Genomic DNA, 16,167 nt, shown 5'->3' with positions numbered 1-16,167 from the left:
CACCCGTTCCCATACCGAACACGGAAGTTAAGCTCTTCAGCGCCGATGGTAGTTGGGACTTTGTCCCTGTGAGAGTAGGACGTCGCTAGGCACACACAAGATCAGCCAATATGGTTGGTCTTTTTTTGTTGTTTTTTTTGAGAGAAATTAGCAGGACATATCTAATTTGGTAGATGTTATATGGGAAAGAGTAACGCTAGGTGTGGAATCGTTCTACTTTTAGGAATGCAAAGACGGAAGTGGGAACGAAAAAGGATTAAACGTTCCACCTTTGTATTCGTAATGAAGGAATAGGTAAAGCAAGCCCATGAACAAGTTTATTTAGGTATCATTTTTAATAAACGGTAAAGATTTGTAACGATAACCCAACGAACGCCATAAAGAGGCACCCAATTGCAATATAGTAAATGGTATACCGTTCAACCCCAAAATGCCTAAACGGTATACCTCATATCTATCCCAGTTAATTCATTTGTTCAAAACCTAGTGTCTTCTCTGGATTACAACTGCAATATACATACTAAGCTTTCAAACCCCATCAATTTTCTCCTTTAAAAAAAGATAAAGTAGAAAAGGTACTTTGTCTGCTGAAACTGCTAGAAACTGTCTTATAAACGGATAATCATTGCTAGAGTATGAATGAAGCAACTCGCTCCACCACTCTGTTTCATATCTTGATATCATACTTAAATTGTACAGTAATAAATAATGCGTCATGATTTCTGGGAAGAACGTTAATAGTTCACGCTCCTTTGGCAAATAATAGGTGTTTTCATATAAATGATATAAAAGTGGAGAGCTTGCCAGTGGCAAAGGAAAGTTTGTTGTATTTATCTTTAATGAGATAGGATTACGATTTTCTCGATTTGTTTCTTCATTACTTTGAGAAGTTGAAAAGGGTAATGTGTGTGCAATGAAATCCAGGAATCTCCGTGATGTCATGTGATAACTATCTAATGCTTCTGTCGGAATGACAAGCATTTTTCCATCAATTACAGGTGTTTCAAAATAGCAATGTTGTTGAAAGTGTAAACTAAACAAATTTTGTAATTCAGGAATTCTTTTAAATAGCTGTTCCATTGTGAACTTTTCGCCTTCCATCTGTTTCACATGAAACATACGTTCAGAAAAATGTGAAAACAATCCGTTTTTTTGGACCTTCACTTCATCATGGAAAAACTCATAGCTTTGCTTTTTTCGTTTTCTAGTTGAGACTCCATGGGCCAGTACAGAGGTTGATTCTGGATACTGAGGATCAACGGTAAGAAGGCAAGCCTTCAACAACTGTACCATGCCGTAAAAAAGAAGAACGGGCTTAATCGATAGTGGAGCATTTTGAGAAAGTTGATAGTAATTTTGACCATGCTCCAAATAATATATAAATGGATAGCTGTTTTCATAACTTTTTTTCTCAGCATCGGGGACAGCAGCTTTTTCATAGCATTTTTGAAGTACATGTTGAGTAGTATTTGCAGCATGTAGTGCATTAAATGATTGCCAAATAAAACGATAATCCAACAAATTCGAAACCTCCAATAACAAGCAAAAGAAAGTGCAAGACTAAGGGTAAGCTAATAATGAAAAACTCAGAATAATTAAACTTATCATTCCTTTCTTGACAGTAGTTTACCCAGTTGATAATCTACTAATAATATTTTTCAATCGAAGGGGGATTTATTACATGTGGGAAACGAAGTTTGCTAAAGAAGGTTTAACATTTGATGATGTATTACTATTACCGGCGAAGTCAGAAGTATTACCTAAAGATGTAAATCTTGGGGTTAAGTTAACAGAGACGCTCAAATTAAATATCCCTATTATTAGTGCTGGTATGGATACTGTTACTGAGCACGAAATGGCAATTGCAATGGCACGCCAAGGTGGATTAGGAATCATTCATAAGAATATGTCTATCGAGCAACAAGCTGAGCAGGTTGATAAAGTGAAGCGTTCAGAAAGTGGCGTTATTACCGATCCATTTTTCCTTACTCCAAGTCATCAAGTATTTGATGCAGAGCATTTAATGGGGAAATACCGTATCTCTGGTGTCCCAATTGTAAATAATCCACAAGAGCAAATCTTGGTTGGTATTATTACCAATCGTGACCTTCGTTTTATTCAAGATTATTCCATTTTAATTTCCGATGTCATGACAAAGGAAAATCTCGTGACTGCCCCTGTTGGTACGACTTTAGAACAGGCAGAAAAGATTTTACAGAAATATAAAATTGAAAAACTTCCACTTGTTGATGAGAGTGGTGTATTAAAAGGACTTATTACGATTAAGGATATTGAAAAAGTAATTGAATTTCCAAATTCCGCAAAGGATGCACAGGGACGTTTATTAGTTGGAGCAGCTGTTGGCGTATCAAAAGATACGGCGCCTCGTGTTGCTAAGCTTGTAGAAGCTGGAGTTGATGCAATTGTTGTTGATACAGCACATGGTCACTCAGCAGGTGTTCTTGAAACAGTTAAAAAGATTCGAAACGAGTATCCAAACCTAAATATTATTGCGGGTAATGTGGCTACTGCTGAAGCAACTAGAGCTCTAATTGAAGCTGGTGCTAGTGTTGTAAAGGTTGGAATTGGACCGGGTTCTATTTGTACAACACGTGTTGTTGCAGGTGTTGGTGTTCCTCAGATTACAGCTATTTATGATTGTGCAACAGAAGCAAGAAAACATGGTGTTTCGATTATTGCGGATGGTGGTATTAAATTCTCTGGTGACATTGTAAAGGCATTAGCTGCAGGAGGACACGTAGTTATGCTTGGTAGCTTACTTGCAGGTGTATCCGAAAGCCCAGGTGAAACGGAGATCTTCCAAGGTCGTCGTTTTAAGGTATATCGCGGTATGGGTTCTGTTGCTGCAATGGAAAAAGGAAGTAAAGATCGTTACTTCCAAGAGGATGCAAAGAAATTTGTTCCTGAAGGTATTGAAGGACGTCTTCCATACAAAGGACCACTTACAGATACAATCTATCAGTTAATTGGCGGTATTCGTTCAGGTATGGGGTACTGTGGTACAAAGAATCTAGAAGAGCTAAGAGAGAATGCTCAATTTATTAAAATGACAGGTGCAGGATTACGTGAGAGTCATCCACATGATGTTCAAATTACAAAAGAAGCACCAAACTATTCAACATTATAAGCTAAATTCCGACAATATAATCCATTGGTAGGATTTTTATATTAAGGTAGATAGAGTCATGTACTCTGTCTATTTTTTTTGATGCTGATGTGTTAAAATGATTTTTGTGTGTAATACGAAAGTGGAGGTTTAAAACGTGAAAAAACAAACACAAAAAAGATTGATTTTAAGTTTTATAGCAGTCTTTTTGCTATCGCTAATTGTGGGGCAAGTACCTCCGGCAAAGGCGGCTCCTGCTCTTGATATAAATGTAAAAAATGCAATATTGATAGATGCAACTACAGGTAAGATCCTATATGAAAAAAATGCCGGTCAAGCAGCACCAATTGCAAGTATGGTTAAAATGATGACCGAATACTTAGTATTGGAGGCTATTGATGAAGGTAGACTTTCATGGGATCAAACGACTCAAATTAGCCAGTATGCCTATGATATATCTGCGAATAATAACTTTTCAGGTGTTGGCTTACGATTAAATCACGATTATACGGTAGAAGAACTTTATAAAGCAATGGCGATTTACTCTGATAATGCAACAACGATTACATTAGCAGAATTACTAGCTGGTACTGAGGGTGAATTTGTAAAGTTAATGAATAAAAAGGCAGAAGAATTAGGCCTTCCTGACTATGAGTTTGTAAATAGTACGGGGCTATCGAATTCTATGTTAGGCGACAATTATCCTGAAGGAACAAGTCCAGATGGTGATAATATGCTTTCTGCAAGATCTGTAGCATTATTAGCCTATTCATTAATTCGGGATTATCCTCATGTATTGGATATTTCAAGTATCCCACAACTTGATTTCTATGGTGAAAAACTTGATAACTGGAACTGGATGTTAAAGCATGATCCAAGTGTTTCTCCATACCTAGCTCAATTCTATTATGAAGGAATGGATGGGTTAAAAACAGGTACTACACCTGCAGCTGGTTATTGTTTCACTGGAACAGCTGAACGAAATGGGAAAAGATTAATTTCTGTAGTAATGGGTGCTACTAGTGAACCTGAACGTTTCAAAGAAACAAGTAAACTGTTAGATTACGGTTTTAATAATTTTGAGCAAATTGAAGTTTACCCTGAAGGCTACCAATTAAAGGGTAATAAAGATTTAAAGGTTGTTAAAGGAAAAGAAAAAGAAGTAGAAATTTCAACTGAAGCACCTGTGAGAATTATTGTTCCAAAGGGTGTTGATAAGTCAGCATTTAAAGCAAAGTATGTGTTTGATAAAAAGGTTGTTTCAAAAGACAAAGAGATAACAGCACCATTTAAAGAGGGAACAAAGGTCGGGCATATGGCTGTTTCCTATGATGGTGATGATTTAGGATATATCACATCAGGCGGCGGTGATAAATTACAGGTTGCACTTGTAACAGATAAAGGTGTTGAGAAGACAAATTGGTTTGTGCTCATGATGAGAGGAATCGGTGGCTTCTTTGGTGATATTTGGTCAAGTGTAGCGAATACCGTAAAAGGCTGGTTCTAAGCTTAAATTGGTAACATCCTCCTTCTATTTATAGAGGGAGGTTTTTTCAATTTCTTCCACTGTGTACTATTTTGATATAATTACTAGGAAATATAGAAAAATTGCGTTAGAATAATCTTAAGATTTTTTTAATGGGCATTTATATATTATCTATCAAAATATGATATGATAAAGCCTATAAATAATAAGCTAAATTAACATCTAATAGGGGGAATCGTAGTGGCAAATACAGGTACAGAGCGAGTAAAACGAGGAATGGCTGAAATGCAAAAAGGCGGCGTCATTATGGACGTTGTGAATGCAGAGCAAGCTAGAATAGCTGAGGAAGCGGGTGCTGTGGCAGTAATGGCATTAGAACGAGTTCCAGCTGATATTCGTGCAGCAGGTGGAGTAGCTAGAATGGCAGACCCAACAATAGTTGAGCAAGTAATGAATGCTGTTACTATTCCTGTTATGGCAAAAGCTCGTATTGGTCATATCGTAGAAGCAAGGGTATTAGAGGCTATGGGTGTTGACTATATTGATGAGAGTGAAGTATTAACTCCAGCAGATGAGGAGTTCCATTTAAATAAACGTGATTTCACTGTTCCATTTGTATGTGGATGCCGTGATTTAGGTGAAGCAACTCGACGTATTGCTGAAGGTGCATCCATGCTTCGTACAAAGGGTGAGCCTGGAACAGGAAATATCGTCGAAGCAGTACGTCATATGAGAAAAGTAAATGCTCAAATTCGCAAGGTTGTCGGTATGAGCGAAGATGAATTGATGACAGAAGCGAAAAATTTAGGAGCACCATTTGAATTATTACTTCAAATCAAACAAGAAGGACGCCTACCAGTTGTTAACTTTGCAGCAGGTGGTGTTGCAACTCCAGCAGATGCTGCTTTAATGATGCAACTCGGTGCTGATGGTGTGTTTGTAGGTTCTGGTATTTTTAAATCAGACAACCCTGCAAAATTTGCTCGTGCAATTGTTGAAGCAACTACACATTATCAAGATTACGAATTAATTGCCCATCTATCAAAAGGTTTAGGAAATGCTATGAAGGGTATTGAAATTTCATCATTATTACCAGACCAACGCATGCAAGAACGAGGCTGGTAAGATAGAAGGTGTTCAGTCGTGGTTAAAATTGGCGTTTTAGGGCTGCAGGGGGCTGTAAGGGAACATGTTCGTTCAGTAGAAGCCTCTGGAGCAGAAGCAGTGATTGTAAAAAAAATAGAACAGCTTGAAGAAATTGATGGATTGATTATCCCTGGTGGGGAAAGCACTACAATGCGCCGTTTAATTGATAAATATCATTTTATGGAACCACTTCGTACATTTGCAGCACAAGGAAAACCGATGTTTGGTACGTGTGCAGGGTTAATCCTTCTAGCAAAGAAGCTAGTTGATTATAAAGAGCCTCATCTTGGGCTGATGGATGTAGCGGTTGAGCGAAATTCATTTGGTCGTCAACGTGAGAGTTTCGAAGCAGAGTTAATGATTCCTGGAATTGCTGAGGATTTTGTAGGTGTGTTTATTCGTGCACCACATATTGTAGAAGCGGGAGAAAACGTTGAGGTCCTTGCAAAACATGATGGTAGAATTGTGGCAGCGCGCGAAGGGCAATTTTTAGGCTGTTCTTTCCATCCAGAATTAACAGATGATCATCGTTTTACTGCGTATTTTGTAAAGATGGTCGAAGAATCAAAAGCGAAAAACCTTGTATAAACAATCAAAACATGGTAAAACTTAAGATAAATAATAAATGAAAAATCTATGATAGGAAAAAGTAACTTGTTTTTTTTCTTAAGAGAGTCGGTGGCTGGTGTGAACCGATGAAAAAGACTTGTGAATCCATCCTTGAGTGAAATACTGAACCGTATGTTTTTTAGTAGGTATTTTCGGTAAATCCGTTATCTTTTTCAAGAGGGGGATACATGTATCCTCAACTAGGGTGGTAACGCGGGTTAACTCTCGTCCCTTTTTTAGGGGCGGGAGTTTTTTATTTGCCGTTTAGCTGTCGATAAGCAGCGAATTTCTTCGTTGGCTTGATTCTAGACAGTCACTGGGAGGGTTTCGTTTTTACGTTATTTACTACATAGATTTTAGGAGGTTTTAGTGATGTTAGATATTAAATATTTACGAAGCCATTTTAATGAGGTAAAGGAAAGACTTCAATATCGTGGTGAGGATTTAACGGACCTTGGTCGTTTTGAAGAATTGGACCAGACACGCCGTGGGCTTATTACGAGAACTGAAGAGCTAAAGAGCCGTAGGAATGAGGTCTCTGGCCAAATTGCTGCTTTAAAAAAAGAGAAAAAGGATGCTGACGCTCTTATTTTGGAAATGCGTGAGGTAGGAGATCAAATCAAGGAATTGGATACGGAATTAAGGGGTGTCGAGGAACAATTAGAACATCTCATGTTATCTATACCAAACATTCCTCATGAAAGTGTGCCTATTGGTGAATCTGAAGATGACAACGTTGAAATTCGCAAGTGGGGTGAACTCCCCGAATTTGGTTTTGAACCAAAGCCACACTGGGAAGTTGCTGATCAACTTCAGATTTTAGACTTCGAACGTGCAGGAAAGGTAACTGGGAGCCGTTTTGTATTTTATAAGGGGCTTGGAGCTAGATTAGAAAGGGCATTATTTAACTTTATGTTAGACCTACATGTGGAGGAGCATGGGTATGAGGAAGTCATCCCTCCATATTTAGTGAACCGTGCAAGTATGACTGGAACAGGCCAGCTTCCAAAGTTTGAAGAGGATGCATTCCTCATTGAAAGTGAAGACTATTTCTTAATTCCAACTGCAGAGGTTCCGGTTACGAATCTTCACCGTGATGAAATCTTGAGTGGCGCAGAACTACCAATTAAGTATGCAGCATTTAGTGCTTGCTTCCGCTCTGAAGCGGGTTCTGCAGGAAGAGATACAAGAGGCTTGATCCGCCAACATCAATTTAATAAAGTGGAGTTGGTGAAGTTTGTTAAACCAGAAGACTCTTACGCAGAACTTGAAAGCCTAACAGCGAATGCTGAAAAAGTACTTCAACTACTCGGTCTTCCATATCGTGTTTTAAGCATGTGTAGTGCTGATCTAGGATTCACGGCTGCAAAGAAATATGACATTGAAGTATGGATTCCAAGCTATGAAACGTACCGTGAAATTTCTTCTTGTAGTAACTTTGAAGCTTTCCAAGCAAGACGTGCAAATATACGCTTCCGTCGCGACAGAGATTCTAAGCCAGAACATGTTCACACATTAAATGGTTCTGGACTTGCAATTGGTCGAACTGTAGCTGCGATCTTAGAAAATTACCAACAGGAAGACGGTACAGTCATCATTCCTGAAGTATTACGTCCATATATGGGAAATAAGGAAGTAATCGGTCCGAAAAAGTAACAAAAGGAAATGGCCAGGATTTTCCACTATCCTGGCCTATAAAAAAATTATTAAATAATGTTGACATCCACTTTTGAACTATGGTATATTAATTTTTGTCGATACGGAGGAATACCCAAGTCCGGCTGAAGGGATCGGTCTTGAAAACCGACAGGGGTGTTAAAGCCCGCGGGGGTTCGAATCCCTCTTCCTCCGCCATATTATTGAAATTAATACTAGCGCATAAAGTATTGGAGATGAACTCGTTACTATCATGGTAACGAGTTTTTTGCTTTTTATATAAATAAGTATAATCAAAAAAGAACCCCTTTTGAGATTGTCACTCAAAAGGGGTCTTTTTTAGCTTTTTAAAAGTTCCGTTTGTCTAATGAAACTTGATATTTTCGCGATAATCGGTTCAATCGAACTTCCATCCTTCATAATATCGTACTCATTAATGTTTAGACGAAGAACTGGGCAAGCATTAAAATTATTGATCCATTTTTCATATCGACCGTGCATTTCTTCCCAATAGGAAATGGGTGTTTGCTGCTCCATTGGTCTTCCACGTTCATGAATTCGACTAATAATATCATCAAGACTACCTTCAAGATAAATTAATAAATTCGGATGAGGGAAATAAGGTGTCATCACCATTGCATCAAAGAGGTTGGTATAGGTTTCATAGTCTACAGGTGCCATTGTTCCCTTTTCGTAATGCATTCTTGCAAAAATGCCTGTATCTTCATAGATGGAACGATCTTGGATAAATCCTCCGCCATATTCGAAGATTTTCTTTTGCTCTTTAAAACGTTCAGCAAGGAAATAGATTTGAAGGTGGAAGCTCCATCTTTCAAAATCAGCATAGAACCGATCTAAATATGGATTTGTATCTACTTTTTCAAAAGAGGTTCTAAATCCAAGGGCATCGGCCAAGGCCTTTGTCATGGTAGATTTCCCCACGCCAACGGTTCCAGCAACGGTAATTACTGCATTACTAGGGATATCATATTTATTACGCAAATTCATTATGTCTAACTCCTTTTTCAAGAATGATGTCATCTATTTTTGATAGAATTTGATTAAGGTCTTCTTTATTTTGGACAAAGTCAATTTGGTCCCCATTAAATCGAATGACAGGAATGTCTGGATGGGATTTTTCGAACTGTGTCATGAATTCCTCATAATCACGGCTTAATTGACTTAAGTATGCAGGATCTATATTTTTTTCAATGTCCCTACCACGCATTTCAATCCGCTCTAATAAAGTATCAAGACTTGCATGTAAATAGATTACGACATTCGGAACAGGCATATCTGCCGTTAAAATTTTGTAAATCTGAAGATACTTTTGAAACTGATGTGTTTTCAATGTACGTTCAGCGAATATTAGGTTTTTGAATATATGATAATCCGCAACAACCGGTTGATCTTTTTGTAGGAAAAAATGATTAATGTCTTCAAGTTGTTTATATCGGTTACAGAGGAAAAACATTTCTGTTTGAAAGCTCCACTCATCAATATCGGTATAAAATTTCCCCAAAAATGGATTTTCATCGACTATCTCTTTAAGTAAGGCAAATTCAAAGCGTTCTGAAATCGCCTTAGCGAGAGAGGTTTTTCCAACACCGATTGGACCCTCTACAGTAACAAAAGGAATCCTACTACCCATCTCGTGTCCCCCTTTTTATCTAATCAAATGCGCCTTGGCGTATTTGCGCACGATTTTTAGCCCCACAGGATGTGGGTCATAAAGACGTTGCCACAGGAAGTGGCTCTTTTAGTCTCTGAACTTACGTCTCGAAAAGTTTCCTATGAAAAATCGCGGCATCCGCCGGAGGCTTTAACTTTATTCAGTTATAACTTAAATACCGCGCATATTTGTATATATAGTTGCATTCTTATGTCCAAAAGGAACTTGTGTTGAATAAAGTTAAATTGCACAGATAAGGATTATTTTATCATAGGTACGATGAAGATTGTTAGGTATTGTCGAAAAAACAAATTGGGAAAATTTGAGGTTATCACAATGTAGCGCTTAAGTTTTGGCTCCGTTAAATCAAAAAAGGAACTCGAGTAGTCGAGCTCCTTTTAGGGGTTCTATCTTTTTACAACATTAAAATTACTTGTAATCAAAAGCCAGTTTTGTGGGAATGGAAGTCCAAGCTTCCAATAACTAATTCCTCGTAAATTTAATTCCTTAATTAAATCAAACTTTGCTTGGATACTTCTTGCATCTTCAAACCATACTTTATGCTGCTTTCCGGCTGAGTCTGTATAGTCAAAATGAGGTGCTTGTGCTTTTGTGTCATATTGAATTGGAACATTATTTTGCTTTGCGATTTCAATTGCTCGCTGCGGGCTTACTGCCTTGGCGTATTGTCCACCTTGTACAAATGGCAATGTCCAATCATAGCCATAGAGGTTTTGCCCCATCATAATTTTAGATGCTGGCATTTCAGAAATGGCATATTCAAGAACCTCTCGAACAGGGCCAATTGGTGATACCGCCATCGGTGGTCCGCCGCTATATCCCCATTCATACGTCATGATGACGACAAAGTCGACAATTTCACCATGTGCTTTATAGTCATGGGCTTCATACCAATCTCCTTTTTGCTCGGCACTGGTTTTGGGAGCAAGTGCTGTTGAAAGAAGCCAGCCTTCTTGACCAAAGCGCTGCTTCGCTTTTCGTAAAAAGTTGTTATAGGCTTCGCGGTCTTCAGGGCGTAAAAATTCCATATCAAAATGAATATCTCGGAAACCGTATTTCTTTGCCGTTTGTACGATCGTATTTAAGAGCTTATTTTGGATAGCTTCATTATTAAGGACTAGTTTGCCTAATTCATCACTAAATTGACCATTTTCTAAATTTGCAACAACCATCATTAATGTCACATTTTGTCCTTTTGCGATGCTTGGTAAATTGTTCAGTGGTGGTTCCTTTAAAGTGCCGTCTCGTTGTATTTGAAAATTAAAAGGGGCTAAGTATGTTAAATATGGAGCTGCTTGTCGTGCGCTTCTTTCAAGAGCGGGACTTACTGAAGATCCTAATGGTTCAATATAAGCATTGATTTCTGCGTTTCGCTTCGGACGTTCGGGAATATAGATTCTAAGTCCAACTTGTAGTGGTCGATTAGGTGGAATTTGGTTAATTTGTGCTAATTGCTGATAATTAATTCCAAATTTATTGGCAATGGACCAAAGACTATCACCAGGTTGCACCCAGTAAAACTGACCAACAATCGGGATAACCATAGCCTGACCGACCACTAAGTTATTAGGTTCAGGAATTTGATTTGCACGAACAATTTCATCGGCCGTTGTACCATATGCTTGTGCAATTCCTGATATGGATTGTCCCTGTTCTACAACATGAATTTGCATGTTTGACCTCCTCATTCTACAATCTAGATAACACACCTTTATTACTCTATGAGAGAAAAGGGAAGATGATGCTTGGTTAAAGTGCCTAATTGCCATGTAAGGGAGTATTTAATCCGATGAAGTCTGATGAGTATTATATGAAATTAGCGATTGAAGAAGCAAAAAGGGCAGCAGCTATAGATGAAGTACCTATAGGTGCCGTCCTAGTTATAAATGACGAAGTGATTGCCGCAACCCATAATCTTCGTGAAACACAGCAGCGTTCAATTGCACATGCAGAGTTACTTGCAATTGATGCAGCATGTAAACATACCGGTTTTTGGAGATTAGAGAATGCAACTTTGTATGTCACGCTTGAACCATGTGCAATGTGTTCAGGAGCGATTGTATTATCGCGGGTGAAAAGGGTTGTATACGGTGCAAAGGATCCGAAAGGCGGATGTGCAGGAACTTTAATGAATCTTTTACAGGAACAAAGATTTAATCATCAAGCAGAAGTTATTTCAGGTGTCTGTGAAGAAGAGTGCGGACAGCTGTTAAGCGCATTTTTTAAAGAGATCAGAAGGAAGAAGAAAGAAGGAAAGAAAACGTCGACTGGTACAACTTGAAAAAACTTACAGTTGGTATTGATTGATTTTTTTTGGCTAAGCCTTTATACTAAGGATGTGTCACAAAGACACCTAACAATTTGGTATCAATTTTGCCGTGCTAAGCGGGGAGGTAGCGGTGCCCTGTACTCGCAATCCGCTCTAGCGAGGCCGAATCCCTTCATAGAGGGTAGTTATTGTAGGGTCTGACTCAAGTAAGTGGTGTTGACGTCTGGGTCCTACGCAATGGGAACCCGTGAACCCTGTCAGGTCCGGAAGGAAGCAGCAGTAAGCGGACTCTCCCATGTGCCGTAGGGTTGCCTGGACCGAGCTAACTGCTTGAGTAACGCCTGGGGTAACTATTCGACGGAAGGTGCACGGCAGTTATACTACATAAATCAACTCACTCATTCGGGTGGGTTTTTTTATTATTTATTTTTCATAATGGTATAATCACTTTGTACAGAATATTCACTTCCTGTATAATAGGAAATGGACGATAAGAAGGAGGGGCAAAACCAATGGCATATCAAGCATTATATCGTGTCTTTCGACCACAGGCATTTCATGATGTGGTGGGACAAGAACATATTACGAAGACCCTGCAGAATGCCCTTCTTCAAGAGAAGTTTTCACACGCCTATCTTTTTTCAGGACCTAGGGGAACAGGAAAAACAAGTGCTGCGAAAATCTTTGCGAAAGCAGTAAACTGTGAGCACTCTCCTACAGCTGAACCATGTAATGAGTGTGCGGCATGTAAAGGAATTACAGACGGCTCGATTGCTGATGTGATTGAAATCGATGCTGCATCGAATAACGGTGTCGATGAAATCAGGGATATTCGTGATAAAGTGAAGTATGCTCCAAGCGCAGTACGGTATAAGGTTTACATCATTGATGAAGTTCATATGCTTTCAATTGGAGCATTTAATGCCTTGCTGAAAACATTGGAGGAACCTCCACGACATGTTATTTTTATTTTAGCAACGACTGAACCACATAAAATTCCATTAACGATTATTTCTAGATGTCAACGCTTCGATTTTCGTCGCATTACCACACAAGCAATCGTCGGACGAATGAAAACAATTATAGCTGAACAAGATGTAAAAGTTGATGAACAAGCTCTTTATGTAATTGCAAGAGCGGCTGAAGGTGGAATGCGGGATGCCTTAAGCTTACTAGACCAAGCGATTTCGTTTAGTGATGAAGAGGTAAAGCTTGAGGATGTTCTAACGATTACGGGAGCTGTTTCGCAATCCTTTTTAACGAATGTGGTTAGAGCAATTCGCGACCGTGATGTTCGAACGGCTCTAAAGACATTGGATGAAATGATGGACCATGGGAAAGATCCAATGCGCTTTATTGAAGATATCATCTTTTACTATAGGGATATGCTTTTATATCAAACTGCCCCTCAGTTAGAAGAAGTATTGGAGCGGGTCTTAGTCGATGAAGACTTTACTGAACTTGCAAAAAGTATACAAGGGTCTGAAATTTACGAAACCATTGATATTTTAAATCAAGCGCAACAAGAGATGAAGTGGACGAATCATCCTAGAATTTTTCTAGAAGTAGCGATTGTGAAGCTTACCCAAATGGAGCAACAGCAATCTCTAGAGTCATTGCCACAGATTGAAGGCTTGATGAATAAAATAAATAGGTTAGAATCTGAACTTACAGCTATTAAAGAAAAAGGTGTGGTAGCCCATCCACAGGATGCCAAGTTAGCCGAGAAACGTCCTCAAAAGTCATCAAGAAATGGCTATAGGACACCAGTTGGGAGAATTAATGAGGTATTAAAGAGTGCAACAAGACAAAATCTTGACTTATTAAAAGGAAAATGGGGCGATATGCTAGACCAGCTTCGCACTCAAAACAAAGTATCGCACGCAGCCCTTTTAATCGAAAGTGAGCCTGTTGCTGCTTCTACCAATGCTTTTGTGTTAAAATTTAAATACGAAATCCATTGTAAAATGGCATCTGAAAATCCGGAAGTAAAAGAAAATCTCGAAAATATTCTTTCTGGATTAACTGGACATAGATTTGAAATGATTGGTGTACCAGATGATGAATGGGGTAAAATTAGAGAAGAGTTTATCCGTGGGCAACGAACTGATGATGATGATGAAAGACCAGAGGATACTGAAGACCCTCTTATTGCAGAAGCGATGAAAATCGTCGGTTCAGAACTCATTGAAATAAAGGAATAATAAGAGTAATTTTAAGGAGGAAATGAACATGATGCGTGGTGGCGGAATGGGAAATATGCAAAAAATGATGAAACAAATGCAGAAAATGCAAAAGGATATGCAAAAGGCACAAGAGGAACTTGCTGAAAAGGTAATTGAAGGAACTGCTGGTGGTGGCATGGTCACTGTAAAAGCAAACGGCCAAAAAGAAATTATTGATGTCATCATTAAAGAAGAAGTGGTAGACCCAGAAGATATCGAAATGCTTCAGGACCTTGTTTTAGCAGCGACCAATGATGCTTTAAAGAAAATCGAAGACCTTACAAATGAAACAATGGGTCAATTTACAAAAGGAATGAACCTACCGTTCTAATCGTCGGTTTGAAAGGACTTAGATAGATATGCATTATCCTGAACCAATATCTAAGCTAATAGATAGCTTTATGAAATTGCCAGGTATCGGACCTAAAACGGCCGTGCGTCTGGCTTTTTTTGTATTAAATATGAAAGAGGATGTCGTACTTGATTTTGCAAAGGCACTTGTCAATGCGAAACGAAACCTCACATATTGCTCTAATTGTGGGCATATAACAGATAGAGATCCATGTTACATTTGTGAAGATGAACGTCGTGATAAAACCGTTATCTGTGTACTTCAAGATCCAAAAGATGTTATCGCGATGGAAAAGATGAAGGAATATAATGGTTTATACCATGTGTTACATGGAGCTATATCGCCAATGGATGGTATAGGGCCGGAGGATATCAAAATACCTGAATTACTCAAAAGACTTCAGGATGATACAGTACAAGAAATTATTTTAGCGACTAATCCGAACATTGAAGGGGAAGCTACTGCTATGTATATTTCCCGTCTGCTAAAACCAACAGGAATTAAAATTACAAGAATCGCACATGGCTTACCTGTTGGTGGAGATTTAGAGTATGCTGATGAAGTAACACTATCGAAGGCGCTTGAAGGACGTCGTGAACTATAGGAGGTCTTTTATGCTTTTTAAAAAGAAGGGAAAACTTCGAAATGAATTTAACCAAAAGCTCTTTACTCAGTTGGAAATTGCAAAGAAGGAATGGATGAGACAGAAAAACCTCATTGAAAAAAGTATTGAACCTTCTGATGACATTTTAAACGAACTAAAAGTAGCGGAAACAAAATACTTCTTTTTATTAAGGGAAGCAAAAAGGCGAAAAGTATTTCTATAAAATAAATCCTACCAAGGGGAATGTGAGTCCTAAGGTGGGATTTTTTGTTAATAGAGGTTGCTAAATAAAAATAGGACAAGAGGTTCTTAAAACCCTTCACCCACATAGAATAGTAGTACAAGTTGTGCGAAGGAGTGAAGTTTGATTGGAACCAAAGATTGTTATATCTATACTGGGAGGATTGATCGTACTTGTACTTCTAATGGGAGCTCCTCTAAAGCCCATACGACTAGTAGGACAAGTATTTGTTAAAGTTCTAATTGGAGCGTTGTTTTTATTTTTCTTAAATGCATTTGGAGCTTCATTTGATTTGCATGTTCCAATTAATCTAGTTACATCTGCTGTTTCTGGTCTACTCGGTCTTCCAGGTTTAGCTGCACTCGTCATTATAGATTTATTTATTATAGGATAAAAAAACAAATGGGTATCATTTGTTTTTTTATTTGGTAAGGGTACGTAAGTTATTAAGGAAAGAGTAGTTGATTGTTTTTAAAATTATTTTAGTATAATTTATTGACATTCTACTTAAGCGGGTGTATATTTATATTTCTCACAGGGAATACCAAATGAATAAGAAAATATTTTAAAAAATGGTTGACTTATTTTTGTGAGGATGTTATATTAATAAAGTCGCTTCTGAGAGGCGAGTCAAAAAAGTTCTTTGAAAACTGAACACAATACAAGCGTCAACGTTAATTCTAAGTAACAAACTTATTGAGCAATCAATACTCTTATTGGAGAGTTTGATCCTGGCTCAGGATGAACGCTGGCGGCGTG

At 38.3% G+C, this 16,167-nt stretch carries 15 protein-coding genes, 1 tRNA gene, 1 rRNA gene, 1 other RNA gene and 1 other annotated feature; of the genes, 14 read left to right on the top strand and 4 right to left on the bottom strand.

Annotated features, from left to right (window positions below):
- Positions 1–91: ribosomal RNA gene (gene rrf, locus DZB84_RS24240) — 5S ribosomal RNA — on the top strand; the annotation flags it as partial.
- Positions 92–528: 437 nt separating this feature from the next.
- Here the strand turns inward: rrf and DZB84_RS24235 are convergent.
- Positions 529–1,521 carry a YaaC family protein gene (locus tag DZB84_RS24235; protein ID WP_116354856.1) on the bottom strand — a complete coding sequence of 331 codons (993 nt, stop codon included), beginning with the start codon at positions 1,519–1,521 and terminating at the stop codon, positions 529–531.
- 160 nt (positions 1,522–1,681) lie between these two features.
- On the opposite strand from DZB84_RS24235, the gene guaB reads away from it, so the two are divergent.
- From guaB to DZB84_RS24205, 6 genes are all read left to right on the top strand, one after another.
- A complete protein-coding gene (gene guaB, locus DZB84_RS24230; protein ID WP_116354855.1) occupies positions 1,682–3,148 on the top strand; it encodes an IMP dehydrogenase in 1,467 nt (488 codons plus the stop codon).
- Positions 3,149–3,284: 136 nt separating this feature from the next.
- On the top strand, positions 3,285–4,634 hold the full coding sequence (locus tag DZB84_RS24225; RefSeq protein WP_116354854.1) for a D-alanyl-D-alanine carboxypeptidase family protein: 1,350 nt from the start codon (positions 3,285–3,287) through the stop codon (positions 4,632–4,634).
- Between the two features lie 219 nt (positions 4,635–4,853).
- Entirely contained in the window at positions 4,854–5,738 is an 885-nt protein-coding gene (gene pdxS / locus DZB84_RS24220; protein WP_116354853.1) for a pyridoxal 5'-phosphate synthase lyase subunit PdxS, read from the top strand.
- 18 nt (positions 5,739–5,756) lie between these two features.
- Positions 5,757–6,347 (top strand): pyridoxal 5'-phosphate synthase glutaminase subunit PdxT, encoded by a 591-nt coding sequence (gene pdxT / locus DZB84_RS24215; protein ID WP_116354852.1) that lies wholly within the window; start codon positions 5,757–5,759, stop codon positions 6,345–6,347.
- Between the two features lie 39 nt (positions 6,348–6,386).
- Positions 6,387–6,604 (top strand) — a binding site (T-box leader).
- Between the two features lie 136 nt (positions 6,605–6,740).
- Positions 6,741–8,024: a serine--tRNA ligase gene (gene serS / locus DZB84_RS24210; protein WP_116354851.1), complete on the top strand. Its 1,284-nt coding sequence runs from the start codon at positions 6,741–6,743 to the stop codon at positions 8,022–8,024.
- A gap of 105 nt (positions 8,025–8,129) precedes the next feature.
- Positions 8,130–8,222 (top strand) — tRNA-Ser (locus DZB84_RS24205).
- 141 nt (positions 8,223–8,363) lie between these two features.
- Here the strand turns inward: DZB84_RS24205 and DZB84_RS24200 are convergent.
- From DZB84_RS24200 to DZB84_RS24190, 3 genes are all read right to left on the bottom strand, one after another.
- The gene (locus DZB84_RS24200) at positions 8,364–9,032 is read right to left on the bottom strand and encodes a deoxynucleoside kinase (RefSeq protein ID WP_116354850.1); all 669 of its coding nucleotides are present in this window, start codon (positions 9,030–9,032) and stop codon (positions 8,364–8,366) included.
- On the bottom strand, positions 9,019–9,675 hold the full coding sequence (locus DZB84_RS24195) for a deoxynucleoside kinase (RefSeq protein WP_116354849.1): 657 nt from the start codon (positions 9,673–9,675) through the stop codon (positions 9,019–9,021). Before DZB84_RS24195 ends, DZB84_RS24200 begins: the two co-directional genes overlap by 14 nt.
- A 428-nt stretch (positions 9,676–10,103) precedes the next feature.
- Positions 10,104–11,390 carry a glycoside hydrolase family 18 protein gene (locus tag DZB84_RS24190; RefSeq protein ID WP_116354848.1) on the bottom strand — a complete coding sequence of 429 codons (1,287 nt, stop codon included), beginning with the start codon at positions 11,388–11,390 and terminating at the stop codon, positions 10,104–10,106.
- 116 nt (positions 11,391–11,506) lie between these two features.
- On the opposite strand from DZB84_RS24190, the gene tadA reads away from it, so the two are divergent.
- The 7 genes from tadA (at position 11,507) to DZB84_RS24155 (ending at position 15,802) form a co-directional block, all read left to right on the top strand.
- Positions 11,507–11,998, top strand: a complete 492-nt coding sequence (gene tadA, locus DZB84_RS24185) for a tRNA adenosine(34) deaminase TadA (protein WP_116354847.1) — start codon at positions 11,507–11,509, stop codon at positions 11,996–11,998.
- Positions 11,999–12,093: 95 nt separating this feature from the next.
- An RNA gene (ffs, locus tag DZB84_RS24180) (signal recognition particle sRNA large type) lies at positions 12,094–12,358 on the top strand.
- A gap of 140 nt (positions 12,359–12,498) precedes the next feature.
- Entirely contained in the window at positions 12,499–14,190 is a 1,692-nt protein-coding gene (gene dnaX / locus DZB84_RS24175) for a DNA polymerase III subunit gamma/tau (RefSeq protein WP_116354846.1), read from the top strand.
- A gap of 31 nt (positions 14,191–14,221) precedes the next feature.
- The gene (locus DZB84_RS24170; protein ID WP_116354857.1) at positions 14,222–14,542 is read left to right on the top strand and encodes a YbaB/EbfC family nucleoid-associated protein; all 321 of its coding nucleotides are present in this window, start codon (positions 14,222–14,224) and stop codon (positions 14,540–14,542) included.
- Between the two features lie 28 nt (positions 14,543–14,570).
- The gene (gene recR, locus DZB84_RS24165) at positions 14,571–15,167 is read left to right on the top strand and encodes a recombination mediator RecR (protein WP_116354845.1); all 597 of its coding nucleotides are present in this window, start codon (positions 14,571–14,573) and stop codon (positions 15,165–15,167) included.
- Between the two features lie 10 nt (positions 15,168–15,177).
- The gene (locus DZB84_RS24160; protein WP_116354844.1) at positions 15,178–15,390 is read left to right on the top strand and encodes a YaaL family protein; all 213 of its coding nucleotides are present in this window, start codon (positions 15,178–15,180) and stop codon (positions 15,388–15,390) included.
- 145 nt (positions 15,391–15,535) lie between these two features.
- Positions 15,536–15,802, top strand: a complete 267-nt coding sequence (locus tag DZB84_RS24155) for a pro-sigmaK processing inhibitor BofA family protein (RefSeq protein WP_116354843.1) — start codon at positions 15,536–15,538, stop codon at positions 15,800–15,802.
- Positions 15,803–16,167: the final 365 nt, after the last annotated feature.

Origin of the sequence: Bacillus sp. HNG (assembly GCF_003400205.1) — a bacterium.
Classification (GTDB): domain Bacteria; phylum Bacillota; class Bacilli; order Bacillales; family Bacillaceae_L; genus Ferdinandcohnia.
Note: the sequence above shows the minus strand (reverse complement) of the source record. Positions and strands in the feature narration are given on the sequence as shown.

Excerpts from the sequence above, each read along its gene's own strand:
- guaB (WP_116354855.1), top strand. The coding sequence starts at position 1,682 with ATGTGGGAAACGAAGTTTGCTAAAGAAGGTTTAACATTTGATGATGTA.
- serS (WP_116354851.1), top strand. The coding sequence starts at position 6,741 with ATGTTAGATATTAAATATTTACGAAGCCATTTTAATGAGGTAAAGGAA.
- DZB84_RS24200 (WP_116354850.1), bottom strand. The coding sequence starts at position 9,032 with ATGAATTTGCGTAATAAATATGATATCCCTAGTAATGCAGTAATTACC.
- DZB84_RS24195 (WP_116354849.1), bottom strand. The coding sequence starts at position 9,675 with ATGGGTAGTAGGATTCCTTTTGTTACTGTAGAGGGTCCAATCGGTGTT.
- DZB84_RS24190 (WP_116354848.1), bottom strand. The coding sequence starts at position 11,390 with ATGCAAATTCATGTTGTAGAACAGGGACAATCCATATCAGGAATTGCA.
- tadA (WP_116354847.1), top strand. The coding sequence starts at position 11,507 with ATGAAGTCTGATGAGTATTATATGAAATTAGCGATTGAAGAAGCAAAA.
- dnaX (WP_116354846.1), top strand. The coding sequence starts at position 12,499 with ATGGCATATCAAGCATTATATCGTGTCTTTCGACCACAGGCATTTCAT.
- DZB84_RS24170 (WP_116354857.1), top strand. The coding sequence starts at position 14,222 with ATGCGTGGTGGCGGAATGGGAAATATGCAAAAAATGATGAAACAAATG.
- recR (WP_116354845.1), top strand. The coding sequence starts at position 14,571 with ATGCATTATCCTGAACCAATATCTAAGCTAATAGATAGCTTTATGAAA.
- DZB84_RS24160 (WP_116354844.1), top strand. The coding sequence starts at position 15,178 with ATGCTTTTTAAAAAGAAGGGAAAACTTCGAAATGAATTTAACCAAAAG.